The 19,772-nt window shown below is 52.9% G+C and carries 37 protein-coding genes, 1 tRNA gene and 3 pseudogenes; 24 read left to right on the top strand and 17 right to left on the bottom strand.

Annotated elements, in window-relative coordinates; genetic code table 11:
- Position 1: 1 nt before the first annotated feature.
- From AC3EMD_RS21140 to AC3EMD_RS21070, 15 genes and pseudogenes are all read right to left on the bottom strand, one after another.
- Positions 2-220 carry a TraR/DksA family transcriptional regulator gene (locus tag AC3EMD_RS21140; RefSeq protein WP_009483816.1) on the bottom strand — a complete coding sequence of 73 codons (219 nt, stop codon included), beginning with the start codon at positions 218-220 and terminating at the stop codon, positions 2-4.
- A gap of 5 nt (positions 221-225) precedes the next feature.
- Entirely contained in the window at positions 226-699 is a 474-nt protein-coding gene (locus AC3EMD_RS21135; RefSeq protein WP_302073769.1) for a class I SAM-dependent methyltransferase, read from the bottom strand.
- Positions 696-1,397, bottom strand: a complete 702-nt coding sequence (locus AC3EMD_RS21130) for an ASCH domain-containing protein (RefSeq protein WP_302073768.1) — start codon at positions 1,395-1,397, stop codon at positions 696-698. The genes AC3EMD_RS21135 and AC3EMD_RS21130 overlap by 4 nt, the downstream gene beginning before the upstream one ends.
- Positions 1,394-1,614: pseudogene (locus tag AC3EMD_RS21125) on the bottom strand (hypothetical protein). Before AC3EMD_RS21125 ends, AC3EMD_RS21130 begins: the two are co-directional and overlap by 4 nt.
- Positions 1,611-2,213, bottom strand: a complete 603-nt coding sequence (locus tag AC3EMD_RS21120) for a phage N-6-adenine-methyltransferase (RefSeq protein ID WP_436799161.1) — start codon at positions 2,211-2,213, stop codon at positions 1,611-1,613. Before AC3EMD_RS21120 ends, AC3EMD_RS21125 begins: the two are co-directional and overlap by 4 nt.
- Positions 2,202-3,293: pseudogene (locus tag AC3EMD_RS21115) on the bottom strand (DNA cytosine methyltransferase); the annotation flags it as partial. The gene AC3EMD_RS21120 and the pseudogene AC3EMD_RS21115, both read right to left, overlap by 12 nt.
- Positions 3,290-3,595 (bottom strand): helix-turn-helix domain-containing protein, encoded by a 306-nt coding sequence (locus AC3EMD_RS21110; RefSeq protein WP_121576841.1) that lies wholly within the window; start codon positions 3,593-3,595, stop codon positions 3,290-3,292. The pseudogene AC3EMD_RS21115 and the gene AC3EMD_RS21110, both read right to left, overlap by 4 nt.
- Entirely contained in the window at positions 3,592-3,882 is a 291-nt protein-coding gene (locus AC3EMD_RS21105) for a hypothetical protein (RefSeq protein WP_040154955.1), read from the bottom strand. The genes AC3EMD_RS21110 and AC3EMD_RS21105 overlap by 4 nt, the downstream gene beginning before the upstream one ends.
- Positions 3,866-4,615 (bottom strand): Rad52/Rad22 family DNA repair protein, encoded by a 750-nt coding sequence (locus AC3EMD_RS21100; protein WP_117110352.1) that lies wholly within the window; start codon positions 4,613-4,615, stop codon positions 3,866-3,868. Before AC3EMD_RS21100 ends, AC3EMD_RS21105 begins: the two co-directional genes overlap by 17 nt.
- Positions 4,612-4,770: a hypothetical protein gene (locus AC3EMD_RS21095; RefSeq protein ID WP_159080072.1), complete on the bottom strand. Its 159-nt coding sequence runs from the start codon at positions 4,768-4,770 to the stop codon at positions 4,612-4,614. The genes AC3EMD_RS21100 and AC3EMD_RS21095 overlap by 4 nt, the downstream gene beginning before the upstream one ends.
- On the bottom strand, positions 4,767-4,937 hold the full coding sequence (locus AC3EMD_RS21090; protein ID WP_012542637.1) for a hypothetical protein: 171 nt from the start codon (positions 4,935-4,937) through the stop codon (positions 4,767-4,769). The genes AC3EMD_RS21095 and AC3EMD_RS21090 overlap by 4 nt, the downstream gene beginning before the upstream one ends.
- Before the next feature lie 34 nt (positions 4,938-4,971).
- On the bottom strand, positions 4,972-5,943 hold the full coding sequence (locus AC3EMD_RS21085; RefSeq protein ID WP_302073766.1) for a coiled-coil domain-containing protein: 972 nt from the start codon (positions 5,941-5,943) through the stop codon (positions 4,972-4,974).
- A gap of 88 nt (positions 5,944-6,031) precedes the next feature.
- On the bottom strand, positions 6,032-6,226 hold the full coding sequence (locus AC3EMD_RS21080; RefSeq protein ID WP_019725103.1) for a hypothetical protein: 195 nt from the start codon (positions 6,224-6,226) through the stop codon (positions 6,032-6,034).
- Positions 6,219-6,329: a hypothetical protein gene (locus AC3EMD_RS21075; protein ID WP_004151302.1), complete on the bottom strand. Its 111-nt coding sequence runs from the start codon at positions 6,327-6,329 to the stop codon at positions 6,219-6,221. Before AC3EMD_RS21075 ends, AC3EMD_RS21080 begins: the two co-directional genes overlap by 8 nt.
- A complete protein-coding gene (locus tag AC3EMD_RS21070) occupies positions 6,326-6,541 on the bottom strand; it encodes a hypothetical protein (protein ID WP_087802258.1) in 216 nt (71 codons plus the stop codon). The genes AC3EMD_RS21075 and AC3EMD_RS21070 overlap by 4 nt, the downstream gene beginning before the upstream one ends.
- A 324-nt stretch (positions 6,542-6,865) precedes the next feature.
- On the opposite strand from AC3EMD_RS21070, the gene AC3EMD_RS21065 reads away from it, so the two are divergent.
- Complete coding sequence (locus AC3EMD_RS21065; RefSeq protein ID WP_302073765.1) at positions 6,866-7,069, top strand: hypothetical protein; 204 nt, start codon at positions 6,866-6,868, stop codon at positions 7,067-7,069.
- Between the two features lie 26 nt (positions 7,070-7,095).
- Here AC3EMD_RS21065 and AC3EMD_RS21060 read toward each other — a convergent pair whose 3' ends face one another.
- Entirely contained in the window at positions 7,096-7,500 is a 405-nt protein-coding gene (locus AC3EMD_RS21060; RefSeq protein ID WP_061891337.1) for a hypothetical protein, read from the bottom strand.
- A gap of 145 nt (positions 7,501-7,645) precedes the next feature.
- The gene (locus tag AC3EMD_RS21055; RefSeq protein WP_032443189.1) at positions 7,646-8,344 is read right to left on the bottom strand and encodes an XRE family transcriptional regulator; all 699 of its coding nucleotides are present in this window, start codon (positions 8,342-8,344) and stop codon (positions 7,646-7,648) included.
- Between the two features lie 111 nt (positions 8,345-8,455).
- On the opposite strand from AC3EMD_RS21055, the gene AC3EMD_RS21050 reads away from it, so the two are divergent.
- From AC3EMD_RS21050 to AC3EMD_RS20940, 23 genes and pseudogenes are all read left to right on the top strand, one after another.
- The gene (locus AC3EMD_RS21050; RefSeq protein ID WP_114265733.1) at positions 8,456-8,683 is read left to right on the top strand and encodes a helix-turn-helix domain-containing protein; all 228 of its coding nucleotides are present in this window, start codon (positions 8,456-8,458) and stop codon (positions 8,681-8,683) included.
- Positions 8,684-8,722: 39 nt separating this feature from the next.
- The gene (locus AC3EMD_RS21045; RefSeq protein ID WP_274729597.1) at positions 8,723-9,004 is read left to right on the top strand and encodes a CII family transcriptional regulator; all 282 of its coding nucleotides are present in this window, start codon (positions 8,723-8,725) and stop codon (positions 9,002-9,004) included.
- 142 nt (positions 9,005-9,146) lie between these two features.
- Complete coding sequence (locus AC3EMD_RS21040) at positions 9,147-9,875, top strand: helix-turn-helix domain-containing protein (protein WP_023304897.1); 729 nt, start codon at positions 9,147-9,149, stop codon at positions 9,873-9,875.
- Positions 9,872-10,648 carry a replication protein P gene (locus tag AC3EMD_RS21035; protein ID WP_302073764.1) on the top strand — a complete coding sequence of 259 codons (777 nt, stop codon included), beginning with the start codon at positions 9,872-9,874 and terminating at the stop codon, positions 10,646-10,648. Before AC3EMD_RS21040 ends, AC3EMD_RS21035 begins: the two co-directional genes overlap by 4 nt.
- Entirely contained in the window at positions 10,648-10,950 is a 303-nt protein-coding gene (locus AC3EMD_RS21030; protein ID WP_302073763.1) for a MarR family transcriptional regulator, read from the top strand. Before AC3EMD_RS21035 ends, AC3EMD_RS21030 begins: the two co-directional genes overlap by 1 nt.
- Positions 10,947-11,366, top strand: coding sequence for a hypothetical protein (locus AC3EMD_RS21025; RefSeq protein WP_302073762.1), 420 nt, complete (start codon positions 10,947-10,949; stop codon positions 11,364-11,366). The genes AC3EMD_RS21030 and AC3EMD_RS21025 overlap by 4 nt, the downstream gene beginning before the upstream one ends.
- Positions 11,363-12,418 (top strand): phosphoadenosine phosphosulfate reductase domain-containing protein, encoded by a 1,056-nt coding sequence (locus AC3EMD_RS21020; RefSeq protein WP_302073761.1) that lies wholly within the window; start codon positions 11,363-11,365, stop codon positions 12,416-12,418. The genes AC3EMD_RS21025 and AC3EMD_RS21020 overlap by 4 nt, the downstream gene beginning before the upstream one ends.
- 128 nt (positions 12,419-12,546) lie before the next feature.
- Positions 12,547-13,068 (top strand): annotated as a pseudogene (locus AC3EMD_RS21015) (ead/Ea22-like family protein); the annotation flags it as partial.
- A 224-nt stretch (positions 13,069-13,292) separates the two neighbouring features.
- Positions 13,293-13,547: a hypothetical protein gene (locus AC3EMD_RS21010; RefSeq protein WP_264946025.1), complete on the top strand. Its 255-nt coding sequence runs from the start codon at positions 13,293-13,295 to the stop codon at positions 13,545-13,547.
- Complete coding sequence (locus AC3EMD_RS21005; protein WP_367187605.1) at positions 13,548-14,435, top strand: hypothetical protein; 888 nt, start codon at positions 13,548-13,550, stop codon at positions 14,433-14,435.
- Positions 14,432-14,623, top strand: coding sequence for a hypothetical protein (locus AC3EMD_RS21000; protein WP_302073760.1), 192 nt, complete (start codon positions 14,432-14,434; stop codon positions 14,621-14,623). Before AC3EMD_RS21005 ends, AC3EMD_RS21000 begins: the two co-directional genes overlap by 4 nt.
- A 1-nt stretch (position 14,624) precedes the next feature.
- On the top strand, positions 14,625-14,921 hold the full coding sequence (locus tag AC3EMD_RS20995) for a hypothetical protein (RefSeq protein WP_302073759.1): 297 nt from the start codon (positions 14,625-14,627) through the stop codon (positions 14,919-14,921).
- A gap of 251 nt (positions 14,922-15,172) precedes the next feature.
- The gene (locus AC3EMD_RS20990) at positions 15,173-15,640 is read left to right on the top strand and encodes a recombination protein NinB (RefSeq protein WP_096835013.1); all 468 of its coding nucleotides are present in this window, start codon (positions 15,173-15,175) and stop codon (positions 15,638-15,640) included.
- Complete coding sequence (locus AC3EMD_RS20985) at positions 15,621-15,788, top strand: NinE family protein (RefSeq protein WP_004243010.1); 168 nt, start codon at positions 15,621-15,623, stop codon at positions 15,786-15,788. Before AC3EMD_RS20990 ends, AC3EMD_RS20985 begins: the two co-directional genes overlap by 20 nt.
- Positions 15,785-16,453, top strand: coding sequence for a metallophosphoesterase (locus AC3EMD_RS20980; RefSeq protein WP_094955543.1), 669 nt, complete (start codon positions 15,785-15,787; stop codon positions 16,451-16,453). The genes AC3EMD_RS20985 and AC3EMD_RS20980 overlap by 4 nt, the downstream gene beginning before the upstream one ends.
- Positions 16,446-17,027, top strand: coding sequence for a recombination protein NinG (locus AC3EMD_RS20975; protein WP_302073758.1), 582 nt, complete (start codon positions 16,446-16,448; stop codon positions 17,025-17,027). The genes AC3EMD_RS20980 and AC3EMD_RS20975 overlap by 8 nt, the downstream gene beginning before the upstream one ends.
- Positions 17,024-17,254: a hypothetical protein gene (locus AC3EMD_RS20970; RefSeq protein ID WP_302073757.1), complete on the top strand. Its 231-nt coding sequence runs from the start codon at positions 17,024-17,026 to the stop codon at positions 17,252-17,254. Before AC3EMD_RS20975 ends, AC3EMD_RS20970 begins: the two co-directional genes overlap by 4 nt.
- A complete protein-coding gene (locus AC3EMD_RS20965; protein WP_224266855.1) occupies positions 17,251-17,391 on the top strand; it encodes a YlcG family protein in 141 nt (46 codons plus the stop codon). The genes AC3EMD_RS20970 and AC3EMD_RS20965 overlap by 4 nt, the downstream gene beginning before the upstream one ends.
- Positions 17,388-18,077, top strand: coding sequence for a bacteriophage antitermination protein Q (locus tag AC3EMD_RS20960; RefSeq protein WP_104466751.1), 690 nt, complete (start codon positions 17,388-17,390; stop codon positions 18,075-18,077). Before AC3EMD_RS20965 ends, AC3EMD_RS20960 begins: the two co-directional genes overlap by 4 nt.
- 103 nt (positions 18,078-18,180) lie before the next feature.
- Positions 18,181-18,255 (top strand) — tRNA-Asn (locus tag AC3EMD_RS20955).
- Positions 18,256-18,526: 271 nt separating this feature from the next.
- Entirely contained in the window at positions 18,527-18,775 is a 249-nt protein-coding gene (locus AC3EMD_RS20950) for a phage holin (protein ID WP_004146526.1), read from the top strand.
- Positions 18,776-18,777: 2 nt separating this feature from the next.
- On the top strand, positions 18,778-19,308 hold the full coding sequence (locus AC3EMD_RS20945) for a lysozyme (protein ID WP_302073756.1): 531 nt from the start codon (positions 18,778-18,780) through the stop codon (positions 19,306-19,308).
- Positions 19,305-19,772, top strand: coding sequence for a lysis protein (locus tag AC3EMD_RS20940; RefSeq protein ID WP_302073755.1), 468 nt, complete (start codon positions 19,305-19,307; stop codon positions 19,770-19,772). Before AC3EMD_RS20945 ends, AC3EMD_RS20940 begins: the two co-directional genes overlap by 4 nt.

Here is a 19,772-nt window from a genome sequence, read left to right as displayed (position 1 = left end):
ATCACCTCCGATGCTTACCGCGTAATTCCTCTTCTTCTTGGCAATCAGCACAGCGCTGACAGCCAGCCACCAGTTCCCGGCGCCGCTCGGGTATCTCTTCCCCGCAGTCGCGGCAGTGAGTAGCTGAAACAGCCGCATGGTTGATGCGCATGTTCTGGATGGTCATTTCCAGTCGGCGCTCTGCCAGCTCGTTGGCCTGATCGATGATTTCTGCGCTCATGCTGCTTACCCCTTCACGAAAATTATCCAGTGCGTTTTATCTGCCTTCCCGGTGCGTTGCCAGATAGCTGGCTTTTCACCAGTGAGCGCGAGAATCTGGCTCACCGGTATCTGGGTTTCGTTCCATTTGAAGATGAGCACGCCGTGTGGCCGCAGCACGCGAAAAGCCTCTTCAAAACCTGTGCGCAGGTCATCGCGCCAGGTTTCTTTGTTCAGGCGACCGCATTTCTTACCCATCCATGCATTTTCTCCCACTCGTTCAAGATGAGGAGGGTCAAACACAACGATCGGGAAAGAGGCATCGCAGAACGGCAGCGCGCGGAAGTCGGCGATAATGTCCGGGCTTATAACCAGGCTGCGACCGTCGCACAGAGTGTGCTGCTCGGCGCGAATGTCGGCGAACACCTCACGCGGGTCCTGTTTGTCGAACCAGAACATGCGGGACCCACAGCACATGTCGAGAATGGTTTGATCTGTCATGCTGCACCGCCTTCAACGCGCTTGAATTCGATAACCCAAACCCAAGGGTTGGTTTTCCAACTATCTGAGCCGTAGATTGATGCCCACAGGCGCGCGAACACATCAGCTACACAGTCGCCACTCTTCATGTCGGCGGTACTGCACCCTTCGCGTACAGCATCGCCGTCACTTATACTCTTCAGCCGCTCAACCCGAACGTTGGTGATTTCCAGCAGAATGCGGCTGGCCCAGCGCGGCATGTGGATTGACGGGCGCCATGCTCCTTCGAACTTGTGCTCTTTGGTATGTGGTTTCCAGTAGGCGTCATCGGGAATAGACCATAGGCCGTAATCACCTGGTCTCTGCTCGCAGCTAGCGCGGTAAATCCTCGCAGCTGAGCGCTCATCCCCTTTGCAAAGGTTGCCTTCCCAGTCGATACAGCAGCCGTCTTCGTTGCCAAGGGTTGCCCATGTTTCACGTACCCAGATGCGGTCGCCGACCGCGCCGAACGGGCAAGAAATAGCACCCAATACAGGATTCATTCCTGTGTGGTCTTTTTCCCCGAGCACAACGAAAACTTCTTTTCCGTTGATGTCCCATTCCTTGCAGAACTTCATGGCACCGTCAGTCCCTTTAACAATCCGCCTGGTCTGCGTCTTCCGGCCGTCGAGGATGGCCCTCACCATATCGGCGTTAAAAATCATTCCGCGTTCTTTCATGATTCCACTCCATACCGCCCATTCATGCGGCCAATAACACTGACAAATTTTACCAGGCTGACACCCATCGGCTTTACCTTCTCGTAGTGCCTGCGAAGGATGGGGGGCATACAGCGTTCCACTTCGGTTTAGGCTTTACGCTCATCGCTTTGGTTATCTCTTCTGCGCAGCGACGAGCCTGGGCGCGGAGAGCGTTTTCTTTTTCTTCTGGCGTCATGCAGCCTCCCGTTTGGCTATCAATCGGGCACCGAAATTCAGCAGGGAATCACGCTCGACCGTCGAGAAATGGCAATGAGTACGAGGGTAGGGATGCCAGATAATCAGCATCGAGCCTTTGTTATTTCCGCTTACCGGCTTACCTGTCACCGGGTTGATAAATGCCAGTCTTCCCGCGGTAATAAAGCGAACCTCGCTAGCGGTCTGGATTGCCTCCTTGAACCAGCCAACCGAAGTGTCAGCAGGTACCAGCATCACCGTGCCGATCTGATTGGTGCTCTCAGCGGCTGCCTTCTTCACGAATGGCGTGATGTCGCTATATGGAGGGTTCAGCCAGACGTAGCCCGGAATGCTCAGGTAATCAGCCCATGGCGTTTCAAGTGTGTTCTGCTCGGCTGTTATGAACTCGCGACACAGCGCGTTATGCGGCGCTGCGGCGGCATCAAGTTGAAAGCAGAACTCTGCATTCAGACATGCGAAGAGGGCGGGCGGAGTGCGCCAGAGGTCGCGCTGATCCGCTGGCGTTTTGCTGCCGCCATAATCACCCGCAGATTTTTTAACTGGCAATGCGGCCGCAATACGCTCGCCGATCCAGCGCATCACCGGCACTGCCATGCTGTTACCGATGGCGCGATAGCGGGGGCCATCCGGGCATTCAGTCGCTTCTTTCCCGCGCCATGAAATCTGTGTGTGGTTATCTTGGAATCCCTGCAGGCGTTCGCATTCAACCGGCATAAGACGCCGAACGGCGAGCGGGTAAGTTACAGCAAGATCAGTGGCACCTTTATAGTCTCGAGCTTTACATGTCGATGCCGTTTCATCATCTGCATACTCACCGAAAGCAACCATTCGATATGCGCTAACAATTCCTGCGCCTCTTTGGCTGAAAAGCTCTTGGTTGCTTTGGCCGATTCCACCTATGTTGCTTGACTGGTTTAAAGTTGGGTGTGGATAATTTTCCCCATCCCAGTGGCTACCGTTAGTAGCGAGATGGCCAGTGACCTCGGCAATGTTTTTCTCCGTTTCTCTGCTCGGCGGAGTATCCCGACGCACGCCTTCGGACTCAAAAAGTACTTGGCCGGGATCGAATCCTTTTCGAGCACTTGCGACAACGAACACACGCTTGCGTCGTTGGGCCACTCCGAAATATTGGGCGTCTTTGACGATCCAAGCGATTGTCCTTTGGGGTCCATACACACAACCAGAGTGCGTCCACTTTCCCCCTGATGGCTTAAGTTCACAGCTTTCTCCGGCAAGTCCTGCCAGAAAGCAACCAAAGGCGTTGTCGTGGCTTGTGAGGACACCGGGGACGTTTTCCCAGACGAAGATTGCTTCTTCTTCCCCGCGCTCGATGCGCTTATCGTCGATTGCATTCGCTAATTCCACATATGAAAGGGTTAACTGACCACGGGCATCGGAAAGGCCATTTCTCAGGCCTGCAATGCTGAATGCCTGGCAAGGTGTGCCGCCGACCATTACGTCAGGTGCCTGAACTTCACCGGCGCGCACCGCCGCGGCTATTTTGGTCATGTCGCCAAGGTTCACTACATCGGGCCAACGTTCCGCCAGCACAGCAGACGGGAACGCCTCGATTTCTGAGAACCATGCTGCTTTCCATCCGAGCGGCTCCCAGGCGACCGTTGCGGCTTCAATGCCACTGCATATTGATCCGTAAATCATTGCGCACCTCTTTTCGTGTCTGCCTTTCTCATGCGGCTTAAAGTCCTGGATACCGACGCAACGCTGCGGCCCATCTTCATTGCGATGCTTTTATGCGACTCGCCGGCAGCGCGCATTTCAGAGACGATTTGCTTCTCTTCTGGCTTCCATGGCTTGTAGACAAACGCTGTGCTGATGGAATAGCTCTGCGCCAGGCGGTAGAAGTTTGCCTGGCTAATCCCCAGCGCATCCGCTGCGCGACAGGCAGGCATGGTTCCGGCTACGGCGCGGAATTGCTCTGGTGTGATGCTCTGCTTATTCATTGGGCCTCCCGTGGTAACCGGTAAATTTCTCCGCCAAGTGTTAAGTCCCCCCAGCGTTCTACAGTCAGGAAAGGCTTAACGACCTCAAGCTCTGGTACTGAGATGAACACCTCTTTCATTTCCAGCGCAGGGGCCCATCCGGCGTAATAGGGCTCATGAAAGTTCAGGGTTATCCCAACGGTATGCGCACCTTCTCCCGGCACTGTCTGCCATCGATGAAATACCGTAATGTTGTTCCGCGCGTCCTTGCGCAGGATGGACAGGATTGACTCAGCTGTTACTTTCATGGCTGCCACCTGCACTTTCAGTGCTTCCTAACGCCTGTTTTATTTCCCTGCGCCGGATGCCTGTTACCTCATGGCATTTGCTTTGATGTTCGGAAAATCCGTCCAGAGCGAACCATGCTTCGCTGTATTTTTGAGTTATGACTTCCGGGTTGTTTTCACTCTCGATTTCCCGGCAGAACTCCGCGAGAATATCGTCAGCTTCCTCCATGGTTATCGACGGTTTTACTGGCTTACACTGGTCACTGCTTGAAACCGCCGATGGAAGAGCCCATGCAGGCAGGGCAGGCGGCTTCCAGTAAAAAGCGCCTAACTCTTTAGTGCGTGCGTAAGTAAAACCTTCTGCTTTTTCGCCTGATATGGTTGCGAAGCCTACGTCCAGATCGTAGAGATACCGGCCTATTCCCCACTGAACAGCAGCGCGTTTCATAGCGCTTGAGCGTCCGCCTTTTACAGCTTCAACCTGCGTGTTTTCGGATGCGTCCCACTTGGTGATCCACTCCCCATCGACCTTTATGGAAATTCCGCATTCGACGCCGCCATTGTTTGGGATATCTCGGTACTCATTACGCCAGCCGGCCTTTCCGCAAACCTCATCAAGGCGCTTCATGATTGCCCGGTTTGTGACATAGGCCAGGACCTTTGCCCAAATTGACGATCCGCTTTTCCCTGCCTGCTGAATACGCCACTCGATATCCTTATGGGGAAATGGGGCGTCAAGTAGCTCAAGATTCATTGAAAATTCCCCGCGAATTCATCCCAGCCGATCACCGGGTTCTGCCGTTCCGCAGAAAGGTTTACTGGTTCGTCATCGTCGAAATCACGTTCGCCGATCGCATCGCTCATGAGCTGAATGAATTCGTCGTCATCCCATTTTTCCGCCGCGCTCATGCTGCTTTCTCCCGATGAGTAATGACGTAGCCATGCTCCGCCAGACATTCGATCACCACATCCCAATCCAGTTGCATGAGGACTTCACGACTGTTAACCGTCCCCGACAGCACCACGTCTTCCAGCTCGACGGTTAACGTGTTATGCGGGCCTACAGATGTGCGCATGTCTGTGCATTCACATTTGATATTCATAAGCACCTCAGTAACTGATACCGGTATGAGGAATGCGGCCGTCTTTAACCGCGGTGAGCACCTCGATAGCCTGATCCCGGGTTAGGCTGGTATTGGCCAGAAGAGCTTTGACGATTTCAGTGCCTACAGCCTTGCGGTGCTTAACGTCGGCTTCGCGTCGCGCCTGCTCATCTGCTTTGCGCTTCTCCTCAGCCAGGCGGGCTTGTTCGCGTTGCTCTGCCTCGCGGCGGATGCGATCGGCTTCTTCCTGTGCTTTGCGACGCTCCGCTTCGATAGCGGCCTGCTTGTCAGCCTCAGCTTTCTGCTCGGCAGCAATGCGATCTCGCTCTGCCTGCTCAGCTTGTGCTTTCAACACAGCTTCACGATGCGCCGCTTCTTCACGTTCACGCTGTATGCGCTGCTCAACTTCGCGGGCTGCTGCAGCTGCTGCCAGTCGCTTAATTTCTTCTTCATGGGCAATACGCTGGCGCTCAGCCTCAGCCGCTTTATCTGCCTGCTCACGATCGAAAGCGTCATTCATCAGCAGAGCCATTTCGTGGTCAGACTCAATACGAGCTGCCAGCTGCCGATCGAACTCTTCATTCATGGCCAGAGCTTCGACGTGAAGGGCGTTCATGGCTTCTTCGGCCTTAATGCGTTCCTGCTCGGCTTCCCATTCAGTCAGCGGGCGACGCACTTCATCTTTCAGCGCATCAAGGCGCTCACGGACAACGCGGCGGCTTTCGTCAATCTGCTTTGGCAGAGCCTTCAGCTCAGCGACCAGGTCTTTACCTGCGTTGTCGATGTAGGTTTTAGAGCGCGCGACCTTGTGAGCCATGGATGCGATAGCGTCACGGCCTTTTTTGGTGGTCACGTCCGGCACCAGGCTGCGAGCCTCTTTTTCGATCGCTTCGATAAGCGGGTCGAGCTGGTCGTTATTGGTGAAAACCGCCATCGCGTTCTTTTTCTCGATGACGACTAAATCCATTATTTCGCTCATGGCTTCCCCTGAAATTTGGTTGTAAGAATCCCCGGCGCGATGAAAGCCGCCTGATAGCTCAGTTAAATTCGTGCGCTGATATGCGCGGTTAATGCGTCCCGGCAGGTACCAGGTTCGGCTCAATGTTGCGTGAAGCGTATGGCCGGCGGATGTGGCGCAGATTTCCCTGCGGCTCATGCCAGTAGCTGCCGTCGCGATAGTCGAAGCTGACCAGCCAGGCGGCGCCGGTGCGGCGATTGCGCATCATCACGGCGCGTCCGCTGTTAGGAATTGAGTTAGCCATTGAACACCCCCGTAGCGTGCAGAATTTTGATAACAACAGCCGACCAGATAACGCCGCAGATCAGCAGGCAGTAAATCAGTGAACGAATGCCTTGTTTGCTCATACTTTCTCCCGCGCTTTCAACATTGCATCAGCCATCAGGTAAGAAAGCCCGGCAATAATGAAATCATGTTCATTAGTCGCAGGGTGCTCAATGCCCGCTGGATAACTTGCTAACCATCCCTGCATCGCTTTTGCCGCAAAGTAATCACGAACAGTCAAACCTTCGTACCCTTGCGTTGGATATGCAGGGCCGCCATTGTTTTCTTTGCTCATTTTCCACCCCAGCATGCGAAGCTAAAAAAAAGGACAGCAACCAAAAACGGAACGACCTTTAACCAAAAATTACGCCATGCAGGCTTGTCTTCTTCGCGGATCATCTCTTCACCCTTGCCTTATCGCGGCTAACGGAGCGTTGTTACCTATCACCGGCGCCAACGTTGTTGTTTGGATGAGATGATAATAGCAATGAGTATTAACCATAGCAATACGTATTGATATTATTTGATAGCAATTGCTATTAAATCATTGATAGCTAAATGAATTTATTTTTTTCTATTGTGCTGTTATGCTCAAAAAAACGCCAAAGAGGGTAGCACCATGTCGAATGAGGATGAGTTTTTCGCAGAGATGCACCCGCAGATAGCGCAGGTTATCGGGATAGCGGTTATGCAACTGCTGGTTGAGAGGCGCGAGCCGTCAAGAGAGGCGCTGATAGAGATGATTCAGGTGTTGTGGCAGGGTGACCAGGTAGATCTGGCAGTAGAGTTGGCACTGGATGTGCTGATACTGCGGGAAGAGTGATTCCTTAAACTATGATTAATATGGTTTTATTTTCTTGTTATAAGGGAGAGCAGCTTTTCTGAAGCGCGTATCGGCTTTGATAAGTCTCCTGCGATATAAGTATATTTATTGGTTTTTATCAGAACCTCTTCCCCTCTGTGTGAGCTTTCGAACTCATCAAATGCACTCATAAGATCACTGTTATCAATTTTTTTCCTAATGTCAGAAAACCTCAATATATCAATTCGTTTTACTTGAGGATGAGAGAATTCTCCTCTACGCATATCATCAATATGGCTTATCAATTTCTCTCTAATCGGTATTGATACCTGATTCCACTCCTTTCTTTTTTCACCTTTTATGGCAAAGTAGTAGCTTATATAACCAGTTGCAGGAACTGCAATGGCGGCTACAATCATGGCAATTGTTGCAACGCAGTCGCTATATGTCATGAGGTCTTCCTATGCCAGATGTATTTACATTTTCCGAAATGCTTTCAACAGTGGCGCTGGTAATATCTTTAACCAACGCTGTCTGGTTGTTCTTTTTTTGGTTGACAGTCAAGAGGATGTAATAGCGATTAACATCCTCTACAAATCAACCGTGCTTCCTGTACGTCTGCGGCATGCTGCCGATCACCTTGCCGAACACGAACACCCGGTTCATCTCGTCTTTCTCGATCGGGTCCCAGGCTGCATAGCTCTTGTTATCTGAGATAACCAGCAGCTTGTCCTTCATCTTCTGCAGGCGCTTGACGTGGGCTGTGTCGTCGTACAGGAAGGCGTATATCCCGTCGCCGTCAAAGCTCTTAACGCTGATGTCGACGAACAGCAGATCGCCCGGCTCAATCGTGCCGGACATGCTGTCACCCCGGACGTTGATGATCCGGATGTTCTCAGCCTTACGCCCATCGAACATGTGGCGGGCTTCAGCTGGCTCATACTCAACAGAACGGAGAATCTCTACGAATTCCTGGTTCACGATGCCCGGACCGGCACTAACCATAAGGTCCAGCACATCAATCCTGAATGCATCAGTATCCTGACTTTTAACCTGGGCAGCGCGAGGAAGCTGGCCGTCATCGCGCATCGGTCCATTGCCGGTTGATAACCATTCAGACCTGACGCCCAAGGCGTTAGCAATCTCGACAATTTTTGTTGAACCCCTGGCGTTTCCACTCACCAGGCGCCAAATGGTCGGCTGAGCAATACCTGAAGCCTTCGCAAGGGCCCCTTGGGACATTCCGGCCGAAGCCATGGCCTCGTTCAAACGATCTGCAAGAGTTTCTTTTTTCATATTCTCAAATTTATACGCTTGCGTATTGATGGTCAAAACACGTTTTGCTATTGCCAAAACCAATACGCATTGCTATTATCATTTTGCACCAATACTTATAGGAATTGGAACATGACGAACAAAACCATCCAGAAGGCAATTGATATCGCTGGCAGTCAGAAAAAATTGGCCGATCTGTGTGGCGTAGCGCAGCCGACAGTTTGGCGCTGGCTGCATGGCGGCGGAATTGACGCTCGCTATGTAATGAAAATCGTGTCTGCAACCAACGGCAAGATTAAGGCAGCAGAGATCAGGCCTGACCTTGCTCAGTTGCTGAGCGCACATTCATCGGCCGCCTAACCGGCGGCCTTTCAATCAACACCAGGGGAAGTATCACAAATGGAGAACGCAATTAAACGCAATAAGGACAACGCACGTCGCATCGAGACATGGCTGCTGAATCGCATCTCTCTCATGGGAGGGAAAAAAGTGGCCATGGCTGTAGGCGTCAATGAGTCGCAGGTTACGCGCTGGAAGTCATCGTGGGTGCCGAAAATGGCGATGTTACTGGCCGTTCTTGAGTGGGGCGTTGTCGATGATGACATGGCCCGCCTTGCAAAGGAGGTCGCTTTAATTTTGCAGAGCGACAAGGGCAATGAAACGTCTCAGTTGGAGGCGTAATGACCCGGGGAAGTTCAGAAAAGGAGAAAGCCGCAGTGGGCAAACACTAACGGCTTTCATGTGCAAAAACGAAGAGGTAATTGCGAGGTAATTATGCCTGGTAAATCTGTAAGAGTAAACAATCCGGAGGTAGCACGTGAGCATGTCACTTATGGCGAAAGCAATGGGGGTCAAAGTGGGAAACTCACTGCGTAAGCTCGTTCTTATCAAGCTGGCCGACAACGCCAACGACAAGGGCGAATGCTGGCCTTCGTATCAACACATTGCCGATCAGTGCGAATGCAGCAAATCCGCTGTTCGCAACCATATTGATGCGCTTGAGGATATGGGGCTTCTCAAGCGTGAAAATCGCGTTGGGGTTAACAACGGGAAAGGTAATACATCCAACGTGTATTATCTGAACCTTGATGCCACCCCTATGCCATCAAAAAGCACAGGGGTATGCCATGAAATAGCACCCCCTATGCCATCTGATGGCACACCCCCTATGCCACCAGATGGCACCAGAACCAGTCACTCTTTTGAACCAGTCACTGAACCAGACTCTCTCTCTGCGCGAGGGCAGTTTATCAGCGAGGCTGCAAAGCGACGGATCGGGATTTCACCCAACGGGGAGATACCTTTCCCTCCTGCCTTCAAGCCATCGGCAGATCACATTGCGATTGCCTCGGAGAAAGGGATCAACATTGAAACCGAGTTGCTGAACTTTCGTGATTATCACCAGGCCCGCGGCACAAAGCTTATCGACTGGAACTCGGCATTCCGGGTGTGGCTCAGGAACGCGAGAGTTAATCCGCTTTCAGGGCGCCAGAGAAGCGAACCTGATTCTCCACACTGGAACAGCCCTGAAGGCTGGAAGGACTTCATATGACCGCACAGCTTATGACCGCGATCGGCAATCGCGATGGTGATGCGCTGGCCAGAATGGCCGCAGGTAGCACGGAGCCGCAGAGGCTTCTCGATTTCGAAGCTGAAAGGCTGGTTGACTCCCTGTTCCGTCAGCTGAAGCAGATCTTCCCGGCGTCAACGCAGACCAATCTGCGCACCGACGCCGAAGAGAAGACAGCGAAGCGCCAGTGGATTGCGGCTTTTGCCGAAAACGGGATCCGCACCCGCGAGCAGTTATCCGCCGGAGTGCGACATGCGAGAGCCAGTGAATCGCCGTTCTGGCCATCGCCGGGCCAGTTCATCAAGTGGTGCAAGGACAGCGGCACCGTGCTGGGAGTGACTCTTGTCGACGTGATGAACGAGTTCCACCGCTACAGCCGTGAAAAAGGGCTGCATACCGGCGGTGCTGAGTGCTTCCCGTGGTCTCACCCTGTCATGTACTGGGTTGTCACCGATACACGGCGAGCAATGTACCAGCGCCAGCTCAGCGAGGCAGAAACCGAGAAATATGCCGCTAAAAAGCTGGAAGACTGGGCACTGAAAGTCGCCGCCGGAGAACAAATACCGTCGCCGGTACTGGCTCTGGAGAACAACCAGGAAGCCATTCCTACAAACCATGTCAGCCGGCAGCAGGGTTTTCACCCTGAAGGCAAAAGCTTCGGATGCATGCCAAATGCGGCATCGCTCGGTGCGTTAACTCCGGCTCAATGGCTGCGGGATGAATACCTGCTCGGGAAAGAGAGAGGACTTATCTGATGAAAAAGAACTCTGGCAAACAAGCCGTTATTAACTTCGTCGGCCAGCATCCTGGCTGCAGCTTTCAGGATATCCGCCGCGGTACCGGGCTTGACTCTTCAGTGGTCAACTCCTCCCTGTGGCAGATGAACAAAGACGGCCAGGTTAAGCGTGAGGGTGAGTGCAGGAGCTACCGCTACACCCTGATCGACACAACAGCCGTAACCGAAAGCGAACCATCGGTTCAGTATCGCCAGCGTCCTGGCGGCGTAAACCCAATGACCAACCTGTTTAACCAGTTCCTGGCGGGAGTAAGAAAATGACTATCACATTACAGGCAGTAAACGAGCTCATCGCCTCCCTGGAGAGCGCAGGCGAGCTGTCGATCAGAGAGCAGAAGTTCCTGAAGCTGGCGAAAGCGTTTAAGCAGATGGCGGCGGAGAATGTTACGCTGAAGAGCGCCATTACAGACCATAGTCATTCGGTTCACTTCTGCGAGGTTTGCGGAAAGGATGATCCGTGCAGCACTGACGATGTTTGTTATGCGCTTAGTGAAACCCCCACCACCGACGCATGCCTGGCCGGGATTAAGGCTGACGAAGAGAAAGCGGTGCTTAATGACCTGCTACGCCACCTGGACAAAATCGACATAGAAAATCTCTCTTCTCCGTGGGAACTTTCTTCCGAAGTTGTGGCGTTTGTTAATTCACGCTTGCTGCGCGAGGGGGCCGACAAATGAGCGTGACGCATGTAGTCAGCTTTTCTGGCGGCAGAACGTCGGCCTACCTTGTCCACCTGATGGAGCAGCGCCGCAGGGCTGGTGAGGATGTTCGCTACGTATTCATGGATACCGGCGCTGAGCACCCAGGGACATACAAATTTATTCGAGAGGTGGTGAGCAACTGGGGCATCGACCTGATATGCCTGCGTGTAGATGTTAACCCTGAGCTTGGAAAAGGTAACGGCTACAAAATTATCAGCATTGATGACATCGGTCCTGACCTGCAGCCATGGATAGACATCACAAAAAAATACGGCACTCCATATTTTGGCGGCGCGTTCTGCACCAGAACAATGAAAATCGAAGTCTGCAATCACTTCTGCAAAGACAACTTCGACAATCACCAGTCATGGCTGGGTATGCGCCTTGATGAGCCGGCTCGTATATGGGGAGAAAAGCTTTTCCACCTGATGCGCCGAATGAATTTCGATACTTACACCATGGGTAGCCTGTATCGGGAACTTGCAGCTATTGATACCTGCGAGCAAATGGTAGAGATGCTGGAGCCTAGATTTCTGTTGGACACCGCAACCGCAGGAAGGATAGCTCAGCGAGTAATCGACATCAGGAAATCAAAGCAGAGCTTTATGGCGGAAATTACCGAGTTCGAGAAAGAGGATGTACTGAACTGGTGGAAGCAGCAGTCGTTTGACCTGCAGATTCCTGAGCATCTTGGTAACTGCGTTTTCTGTATCAAAAAGGGTCTGAACAAAGTGGCCCTTGCTATGCGCGATGAGCCGGAAATGCTGTCCCAGTTCCGCGCAGTAATTTCCTCTCCTGATGTCCGGGTTGTCGAACGCCGGCAACAGGAAAACAAAATCATGTACCGCGAGGGGCAGTCACTGGATGGCGTAGAGGCAATGTACGCTGGTTACGAACGAGACGATATCGCAAGAACTGTGCGCAGTAGCGGCGGGTATGAATCAGGATCCTGCACGGAAAGCTGCGAGGCTTTCATTGTTGATAACGGACAGCTTGACCTATTTGCAGAACAGGAGCGAGCAGCATGACTACTGATATCGAACTAGCGCAGAGCCTGAAACGTCGAGCAACATCCGCAAATGAGTTTGGCGAAAGCCTGTACGTAAAAGGCGCTGACGTCATCGCGCTGGTAGAGGCGCTGGAGAAGGCGCAGACCATCAACGCAGCAGCCGAAAAGCTGGTCCGCTGCAAAGGTCGCTATCACAGCGAGCAGAACTACCGAGCATTGGCGGCGTTGTTTGGCGTGAACACTCCAGATCTGCCGCCGCTGGAGCATGAAAACGTCCATTATGCCGATGCTGCAGAGATTGAGATCGCAGCACTGCGCCAGCGCATCGCCGAACTGGAGTCCCGCACCGTGAAGGTTCCCTATCTGCCGGACGACTGCGACAGAACGGAGGCCCATTATAAATACCAAGCGGCATTGCGTGACGCTGCCATCAAGGTAGAGGCTGATAGCCTCGATACTGATGGGAGCAACAGAAATCAGCCGGGAATGGTTGTAGCGGTACATATCGATGTCGGCGACTTCGTGAAATTCAGAGGTCAGGTGTATGAGGTGAAGGAAACCGACTTTGACGATCACGACGTCACTCTATGGTTCGTTTGTGGCGAAGTGCTGAAATGCGCAGCAGGTTGCCAGATAGAAGTGGTTTCTGCGCCGGTGGAGGATGAGTAGATGGGCGTAAAAAAAATGATATGCGTCAGTTCCACTACGCCAGCATGGTTTACTCCAGGCGCCGTATACGACTCAGAACCTCGCGGTACCGATATCTGCCTTTGTGGCGACAACCTCGTTTCAGACCTCAACAAAGAGGACTGGTACGAAATGAGCCAGCGCGCTGATGGGCTGTGGTTTTTAATCGGTTTTCAGCAGTCAATTTTGTTTCGGGGAGCCAACCAATGACTGATGCTCTGACCAAAGAAAAAATTCTTGATGCTATGCGCGGTTCTATTGAGGGCTTCGCCTTCTTAATCGTCGATTCGCTGGAGTTTGAACTTAAGCGCGAGCTAACCGACGCTGAACAGCAGGAAGTTTCCACAGTTGTTGAGCAGTTGGTTCTGACGTTTCCTGAACCATGTCCGCGCTGTGGTGTAACGTCTACGCGCCCAAATGGTGAGCATTATTGCCATGCTAACAGCGTGGAGGCTGAATAAATGACAAATAACCAGTTAACAGATGAGCAAATTGCTCAGTTGTTGGGTGATGCATGCATGGTGATTGGCGACAGGTTCGCGACTGTTGACGAACTGAGTGCGGCGAAGGCAATCAGGGCGTTAGCTGTGGAGCTACAGGAACGTCGCAAGCCACTGCAAGACAAAGACCTGCAGGGCGTGATCGACGCACTGGAGCACCCTGCAGGGATTAACGCGGCAGGTAAACAGGTGGTGCGCCTCTCCTTGGTGGAGCTGCAGGAACGCCGCAAGGCCGACAGCGAGCCGGTGGGGTGGACTGATGAGCAAGAGCTGCGTGACGTTGAAAAAGATGGTTGCGGGTATCTCTTTAAAGCCAATCCGATCACGCCGCACGCTGATCCTCGCCGTGTCATTCTGCTCTATCGCCACGCTCAGCAGCCGCGAGTGCCGGAAGAAGCCACTCCGGACAGTATCGAGATTCTTGCCAGTGCCAGACGTCGTGACCACGCTGTATTCCAGTGGGATGAAGACCAACGAAATGCGGCCGCTGATTCCTGGAATGCCTGCCGCGCCGCCATGCTGCAGGAATTAAAAAAAAGTGCAGGAACTGAAGCAACCTGCAGGAGTAACGAAAACGCGCAGGTGCTAACCAGCATCAATCCCGCGCCAGATCTGGTTTCCTTGCAAAAAAAAGCTGAGTCGATAATCGGCAACTATCCGGGAATTCCGGATTGTTGGTGCCGCACATGCCGCCCTGTGGTCTTGAACGATATGCGCTTTGTGGTGTGCCCTGATTGCGGGAATAAGAGATGCCCACGGGCAAATGACCATAGAAACGCCTGCACCGGTAGCAATGAGCCTGGACAGGAAGGAAGTGCGTATCCGGACGCTCCACGGGAGGTGAAATGATGCCGTACTTCTTCCTGATTTTCGTCATCAGCAGCAATACATCGAATATGCAGGTGGTCACCATGCAGAGTATGGAGCAGTGCAAAGCAGCCATTAAGGCGATGAAAGTTGCAGATGATAAGAGGTCCTGGGATGACGTTTCGCCAAGCGTAGACAATATTCAATGCGTAGAGGTGAAAGGTGAGTAATGTGCGCGATGAAATCAGGAAATTCGACCTTGACCGATTGCGCTCTCTTCGAGAGTTCGTGGGCGACCTTATAGCCAGAAAAGAAGAAGAGCCACGCAGAACGGTATGGCGTGTCTGCTCTGACGGTATTTGCTACGGAAATTTTAGGGAAGAGGAATACCTCAAGGCAGTAGCGTTTCTCGCGGAGAAGGCTGCCGAAATTGACGCAGACCCGACATCAGACAGAAGAGATAGACGCATGGAGATTTTATTTCATCGCGTCATCGAGTCGGAATATGAGGGGTGGTTTGATGCCTAAATCCCCCGCAGAACGCAAAGACTCCAGCTGAAATCAAACCCCTCTCCGGAGGGGTTTTATCGTATATGCTCATTTTGCTTTTATCCCCGGGAAGGGCGATAATTACCTCGTCAGCCTGAGCAACTGACACGATTATCCGGCGCCAAGTGGGGACACATGGCGCACAAAACCTTACAGCAATCTCTGTCACCGATGGCGAAAGCCACCGGCGATTTTCTGCATTCAGCGTTTAGCCTCTGCGGAGGTGAAGCGTGAAGCAACAATTCTGCCTTATCAACGACAACGTTAAGCGTAACGTCGTCAACTTCATCCAGTCTCTGCCTGTAGACCACCGATCGCCGCTGATTATCGAGGCGCGCGAAGAAAGCCGCACCGACAAACAGAATCGTCTCATGTGGCCACTTTTGAAAGACCTGAGCGATCAGGTGATTTGGCACGGCGAAAAGCTGGAGCCAGCGGAGTGGAAAGACCTCATCACCGTGCTGGTCAGCCAGATGCAAAACCCGGAGCGTGAGCAGAAATCCGCCCCGGGCATCAACGGCGGCCGCGTCTACTTCGGCGTTCGTACCTCTCAGTCCAGCAAGCGTTACATGGTCGAGGTGATCGAGGCGATTTACTGGTTCGGCACCGAGCACAATGTGAAGTTCAGCGAGAAGTCCAGCAGTCGGATTGCATGGGCCCAGGAATGGAGGGCTTCTCATGCACAGCTTGCTCGCTAAGGTAATGGAACGCGGCATCTTCCGCGTACCGGCGCGCCGCAAGCGCAAAGTCGAAGTTAAGCCTTCCGATATCCCCACCTTTCACTATACGGCTCACCTGGCAGATGTCCGCTGGCTGCGTCGTGCTGCCAGAAGGAAAATTGCATGAGCCTCTACCGAAGCATTAATGGTGCTATCTGGCGCAACATCTGGGTTGTTGGAGATCTGCATGGGTGTCATACGCTGCTGATGAACGAGCTGGAGAGGGTCAGTTTTGACCCATTGTGTGACCTGCTGATTTCAGTAGGTGACCTTATCGATCGCGGGGCGGAAAACGTCGAATGCCTTGAGCTAATCACAATGCCCTGGTTCATGGCTGTAAGAGGGAACCATGAGCAGATGATGCTCGACGGACTACGTTCTTCCTGGAAAGTGGACCACTGGCTCGCTAACGGTGGCGGATGGTTCTTTAACCTTGACTACGACAAAGCACGCCTGGCTATCTCGTTGGTCCATTTGGTTGCAGGTTTGCCACTTATCATCGAGGTAATGACCGAGGGTAAGAAGGTGGTGATATGCCATGCGGACTACCCGCATAACCAATATGCGTATGACAGGCCCGTCGATGCAGAACAGGTCATCTGGAATCGTGAGCGAGTGAGCGCGGCTCAGGATGGGATTGTGAATGAAATATCCGGTGCAGACCTGTTTATTTTTGGTCACACCCCGGCAAATCAGCCAAGCCAGTATGCCAATCAGATGTATATCGATACCGGGGCTGTATTCTGCGGCCGCCTGACCTTGGTGCAGATCCAGGGTGGTGATCATGCTTAAACGTACTCAGCGCCGGTGCAAAATCTGCCGGGAAAAATTCACTCCAGCATTCGAAAACCATCGTTGGTGCTGTCCTGAGCATGGTGCTGAATTTGCCATGCAGGAACTGGAGAAGAAGCGCGAAAAGCAGGCTCAGGCGAAAGCGAAGAAAGAACACGCAGCCTGGCGCAAGCGCAAAGCCGCAGTGAAACCTCTCCGACACTGGGAAGACATGACCCAGCGCGTCGTTAACGACTATATCCGCGAGCGTGACCACGATCTGCCGTGCATCAGCTGCGGCACGTTCGAAACGGTTCAGTGGGAGGCCGGTCATTACCGATCCCGCGGGAAGGCGTCTCACCTGCGCTACAACGAGGACAACATTCACAAGCAGTGCCATCACTGCAACGTGCAGATGTCAGGGAACCAGCAGCAGTACCGCATCGCCCTGGTAGAGAAAATCGGCGCTGAGCGCGTCGAGGCGCTCGAAAACAACAACACCCCTCACCGATACACCATCGAAGAACTGGAAGGCATCAGGCGCCATTACAGCGCGCTACGCCGTGCGCTCATAAAACAACGGGAGGCTGCATGAAGATCACCTATAGCGACGAAGGGGCTTATTCCCGCATCTGGCTGACTGGCCCATTCTGGCAGTTGGCTATGGCCAGACGCATTGCGGATGCAGGACTGTACGCTTCCCCGGTCAATACCTGGGAGTCTCGCGGCATTACCTTCCAGATCACCCTGTACGGAAAGAGCGCGTATGTGCTCAGGGCATATAAGGCGATGGCCAAGGCTATGACGAGGGCTGGAAAATGAGCCGTGACGTTATCGAACGCATCCGCGACCGCTGGCAAAAGCTCCGCCTGTTCCGGGCCCGCGGCACGGTATTAGTTGACTACCGCATTTTGAAGAATTTCGTTCGTATCTATCAGACCCTGGGAGAGACAGCATGACAGCGCAATATTTAGAATTTGTTCGCCAGCAGCTGATAGTGGCCACCGCCGATCTGAGCGGCGCGACGAAAGGGCAACTGGTAGCTTTTGCAGAGAACGCACAATTCACTGCTACGGCGCGCAGCCGTGGAAGGAAGAAGGTATATAGCGAGGTGAAGCAAAAAATGGTTAACCCTGACGGGCCGCCGATGAGCGGCAGCCAGTCCCGCGCTAAGGGTTCATCAATCGCTCTCGTTCTGCCCGTTGAATATTCGACGGCAAGCTGGCGACGGGCTCTGCTGTCGCTGGAAGAGCATCAGAAAGCCTGGTTGCTTTGGAACTACGGTGAAGAAACAAAATTCCCACACCAGACAACCATCTGCCAAATATCATGGCAGGAGTTCAAGCGCCAGATAGAAGGGGAGAAAATTGCTGCAAAAACGCTGGGTAGGCTGAAAGCTATGATATGGCTTGCAGCGCAGGACGTAAAAGCTGAATTGGCTGGAAAGCGCGTATATCAGCAACAGGAGCTTGCATCCCTTACCGGTACCACGCCGAATAACTGGAGCACAAACTACGCATCCCGCTGGCGGGCTATCAGAGAGATATTTCTCAAGCTGGATCGTGATTCGCTATTAAATGTGACAAAAGCACGATCGCAACAAAAGTCGACAAATTACCATGCAGGTATTGCAAAAATGAATTAATTGGCATATATTTCGTGTAAATCTGATATCGTCGCCATAGGTTCGATTGTCGACACACAAAGAATTCAAGCCCGAGGTTAACGCCTTGGGCTTTTTCATTTCAGGGTCAGAAGCACAGCGGTTGTGCGTTCGGCTGTTAACCGAATGGTCGAAGGTTCGAATCCTTCCTGTCCCGCCAGATAATGGCCTGACCTGATGACGGGCTCATAATCCAATCCATCAGGGGCGCTGCTGCAACAGCGTCGCAGGCCGCCAGACCCAGCCAGGGTATTTTCGGTCATCACCGACATTGCTATTACCCTCATGCTTATTGCCTGCCTAACCGCAGGCTTTTTTATTTTCAGGGTCGCGGGAATCACCCTCGACGCTTTGTTGGTAAATCAGCCCGACGGCCCTGAACCTTTTACTGACTACAGATAGCACCCCGAACATTATCGGAGGTGGAGACTATGAAAATGCCTGACAAAATCTTTTCGGCGGCCTCGTACTGCTCGTCAGGCGGCCTGATATGCACCGGGCTGGCAAGGACCTATGACTGGTTTCATGGCCTTGACTGGAATTTTATTGCTCTGGCCAGTGGCGTGATAATCGGTGTAGCGACCTACCTGACCAATCTCTACTTTAAGCGCCGCTGGACAAAGATGTATCAGCAATCCCTCGATCGTGGTTATGGTGGCCCGCCACCGCAGGATGAATAGCGATGGCTAACCTGAAAACGAAACTCAGTGCGGCCATGCTGGCGCTTATCGCTGCTGGCGCATCAGCTCCCGTTCTCATGGATCAGTTCCTGAATGAGAAAGAGGGCAATAGCCTCACGTCATACCGCGATGGCGCTGGCATCTGGACGATATGTCGTGGAGCTACCCGGGTAGATGGAAGACCTGTAACGCAGGGAATGAAGTTAACCCAGGCCAAATGCGATCAGGTAAATGCCGTCGAGCGCAATAAGGCACTGGCATGGGTTGATCAGAATGTGCGGGTTCATCTAACACCTCCTCAAAAGGTCGGAATTGCCAGTTTCTGCCCCTATAACATCGGGCCCGGTAAGTGCTTTCCTTCCACCTTCTACCGCAAGCTGAATGCCGGTGACCGTAAAGGTGCCTGCGCTGAAATTCGCCGGTGGATTTTTGATGGCGGAAAAGATTGCCGCGTACGTTCCAACAATTGTTACGGCCAGGTCTCTCGTCGTAATCAGGAAAGCGCACTGGCATGTTGGGGGATAGATGAATGAGCCGATTAGCAGCCATTATCAGCGCCATTGTGATCTGCCTGATGGTTTGCCTTGGGTGGCTGGCCAGTCACTACCACAGCAATGCCACCGAGTTCAAAAGGCAGCGCGATAAAGTGACTGAGCAGCTCAGCCTGGCGAAAGACACTATCGCTGACATGCAGACCCGCCAGCGAGATGTCGCAGCGCTCGATGCCAAATACACGAAGGAATTAGCCGATGAAAAAGCTAAAAATGATGCTCTGCAGCGCAAGCTTGATAATGGTGGTCGGGTGCTCGTCAAAGGCAAGTGTCCAGTGTCAGCCGCAACCCAAACCGCCGGCGCCGCCAGCGTGGGCGATGATGCCACCGTCGAACTCTCTGCAGTTGCTGGACGAAACGTTCTCGGTATCCGATCCGGAATCGTCAGCGACCAAACAGCCCTGAGGGCGCTGCAGGAATACATCACCACGCAGTGCCTGAGGTGA

It is taken from the genome of Klebsiella sp. PK18, assembly GCF_057784655.1.
Note: the sequence above shows the minus strand (reverse complement) of the source record. Positions and strands in the feature narration are given on the sequence as shown.

What these genes read in the sequence shown, in the direction of transcription:
- AC3EMD_RS21035 (WP_302073764.1), top strand. Translation starts at nt 9,872, where the DNA reads ATGACCGCACAGCTTATGACCGCGATCGGCAATCGCGATGGTGATGCG.
- AC3EMD_RS20980 (WP_094955543.1), top strand. Translation starts at nt 15,785, where the DNA reads ATGAGCCTCTACCGAAGCATTAATGGTGCTATCTGGCGCAACATCTGG.
- AC3EMD_RS20960 (WP_104466751.1), top strand. Translation starts at nt 17,388, where the DNA reads ATGACAGCGCAATATTTAGAATTTGTTCGCCAGCAGCTGATAGTGGCC.
- AC3EMD_RS21085 (WP_302073766.1), bottom strand. Translation starts at nt 5,943, where the DNA reads ATGAGCGAAATAATGGATTTAGTCGTCATCGAGAAAAAGAACGCGATG.
- AC3EMD_RS21090 (WP_012542637.1), bottom strand. Translation starts at nt 4,937, where the DNA reads ATGCGCACATCTGTAGGCCCGCATAACACGTTAACCGTCGAGCTGGAA.
- AC3EMD_RS21040 (WP_023304897.1), top strand. Translation starts at nt 9,147, where the DNA reads ATGTCACTTATGGCGAAAGCAATGGGGGTCAAAGTGGGAAACTCACTG.
- AC3EMD_RS21030 (WP_302073763.1), top strand. Translation starts at nt 10,648, where the DNA reads ATGAAAAAGAACTCTGGCAAACAAGCCGTTATTAACTTCGTCGGCCAG.
- AC3EMD_RS20940 (WP_302073755.1), top strand. Translation starts at nt 19,305, where the DNA reads ATGAGCCGATTAGCAGCCATTATCAGCGCCATTGTGATCTGCCTGATG.
- AC3EMD_RS21075 (WP_004151302.1), bottom strand. Translation starts at nt 6,329, where the DNA reads ATGAGCAAACAAGGCATTCGTTCACTGATTTACTGCCTGCTGATCTGC.
- AC3EMD_RS21060 (WP_061891337.1), bottom strand. Translation starts at nt 7,500, where the DNA reads ATGACATATAGCGACTGCGTTGCAACAATTGCCATGATTGTAGCCGCC.
- AC3EMD_RS21100 (WP_117110352.1), bottom strand. Translation starts at nt 4,615, where the DNA reads ATGAATCTTGAGCTACTTGACGCCCCATTTCCCCATAAGGATATCGAG.
- AC3EMD_RS20950 (WP_004146526.1), top strand. Translation starts at nt 18,527, where the DNA reads ATGAAAATGCCTGACAAAATCTTTTCGGCGGCCTCGTACTGCTCGTCA.
- AC3EMD_RS20945 (WP_302073756.1), top strand. Translation starts at nt 18,778, where the DNA reads ATGGCTAACCTGAAAACGAAACTCAGTGCGGCCATGCTGGCGCTTATC.
- AC3EMD_RS21065 (WP_302073765.1), top strand. Translation starts at nt 6,866, where the DNA reads ATGTCGAATGAGGATGAGTTTTTCGCAGAGATGCACCCGCAGATAGCG.
- AC3EMD_RS21045 (WP_274729597.1), top strand. Translation starts at nt 8,723, where the DNA reads ATGGAGAACGCAATTAAACGCAATAAGGACAACGCACGTCGCATCGAG.
- AC3EMD_RS21135 (WP_302073769.1), bottom strand. Translation starts at nt 699, where the DNA reads ATGACAGATCAAACCATTCTCGACATGTGCTGTGGGTCCCGCATGTTC.
- AC3EMD_RS20965 (WP_224266855.1), top strand. Translation starts at nt 17,251, where the DNA reads ATGAGCCGTGACGTTATCGAACGCATCCGCGACCGCTGGCAAAAGCTC.
- AC3EMD_RS21095 (WP_159080072.1), bottom strand. Translation starts at nt 4,770, where the DNA reads ATGAGCGCGGCGGAAAAATGGGATGACGACGAATTCATTCAGCTCATG.
- AC3EMD_RS21000 (WP_302073760.1), top strand. Translation starts at nt 14,432, where the DNA reads ATGATGCCGTACTTCTTCCTGATTTTCGTCATCAGCAGCAATACATCG.
- AC3EMD_RS20970 (WP_302073757.1), top strand. Translation starts at nt 17,024, where the DNA reads ATGAAGATCACCTATAGCGACGAAGGGGCTTATTCCCGCATCTGGCTG.
- AC3EMD_RS21105 (WP_040154955.1), bottom strand. Translation starts at nt 3,882, where the DNA reads ATGAAAGTAACAGCTGAGTCAATCCTGTCCATCCTGCGCAAGGACGCG.
- AC3EMD_RS21120 (WP_436799161.1), bottom strand. Translation starts at nt 2,213, where the DNA reads ATGCGCTGGATCGGCGAGCGTATTGCGGCCGCATTGCCAGTTAAAAAA.
- AC3EMD_RS21140 (WP_009483816.1), bottom strand. Translation starts at nt 220, where the DNA reads ATGAGCGCAGAAATCATCGATCAGGCCAACGAGCTGGCAGAGCGCCGA.
- AC3EMD_RS21070 (WP_087802258.1), bottom strand. Translation starts at nt 6,541, where the DNA reads ATGAGCAAAGAAAACAATGGCGGCCCTGCATATCCAACGCAAGGGTAC.
- AC3EMD_RS21010 (WP_264946025.1), top strand. Translation starts at nt 13,293, where the DNA reads ATGACTGATGCTCTGACCAAAGAAAAAATTCTTGATGCTATGCGCGGT.
- AC3EMD_RS21005 (WP_367187605.1), top strand. Translation starts at nt 13,548, where the DNA reads ATGACAAATAACCAGTTAACAGATGAGCAAATTGCTCAGTTGTTGGGT.
- AC3EMD_RS21025 (WP_302073762.1), top strand. Translation starts at nt 10,947, where the DNA reads ATGACTATCACATTACAGGCAGTAAACGAGCTCATCGCCTCCCTGGAG.
- AC3EMD_RS21050 (WP_114265733.1), top strand. Translation starts at nt 8,456, where the DNA reads ATGACGAACAAAACCATCCAGAAGGCAATTGATATCGCTGGCAGTCAG.
- AC3EMD_RS20975 (WP_302073758.1), top strand. Translation starts at nt 16,446, where the DNA reads ATGCTTAAACGTACTCAGCGCCGGTGCAAAATCTGCCGGGAAAAATTC.
- AC3EMD_RS21110 (WP_121576841.1), bottom strand. Translation starts at nt 3,595, where the DNA reads ATGAATAAGCAGAGCATCACACCAGAGCAATTCCGCGCCGTAGCCGGA.
- AC3EMD_RS21080 (WP_019725103.1), bottom strand. Translation starts at nt 6,226, where the DNA reads ATGGCTAACTCAATTCCTAACAGCGGACGCGCCGTGATGATGCGCAAT.
- AC3EMD_RS21055 (WP_032443189.1), bottom strand. Translation starts at nt 8,344, where the DNA reads ATGAAAAAAGAAACTCTTGCAGATCGTTTGAACGAGGCCATGGCTTCG.
- AC3EMD_RS20985 (WP_004243010.1), top strand. Translation starts at nt 15,621, where the DNA reads ATGCACAGCTTGCTCGCTAAGGTAATGGAACGCGGCATCTTCCGCGTA.
- AC3EMD_RS21130 (WP_302073768.1), bottom strand. Translation starts at nt 1,397, where the DNA reads ATGAAAGAACGCGGAATGATTTTTAACGCCGATATGGTGAGGGCCATC.
- AC3EMD_RS21020 (WP_302073761.1), top strand. Translation starts at nt 11,363, where the DNA reads ATGAGCGTGACGCATGTAGTCAGCTTTTCTGGCGGCAGAACGTCGGCC.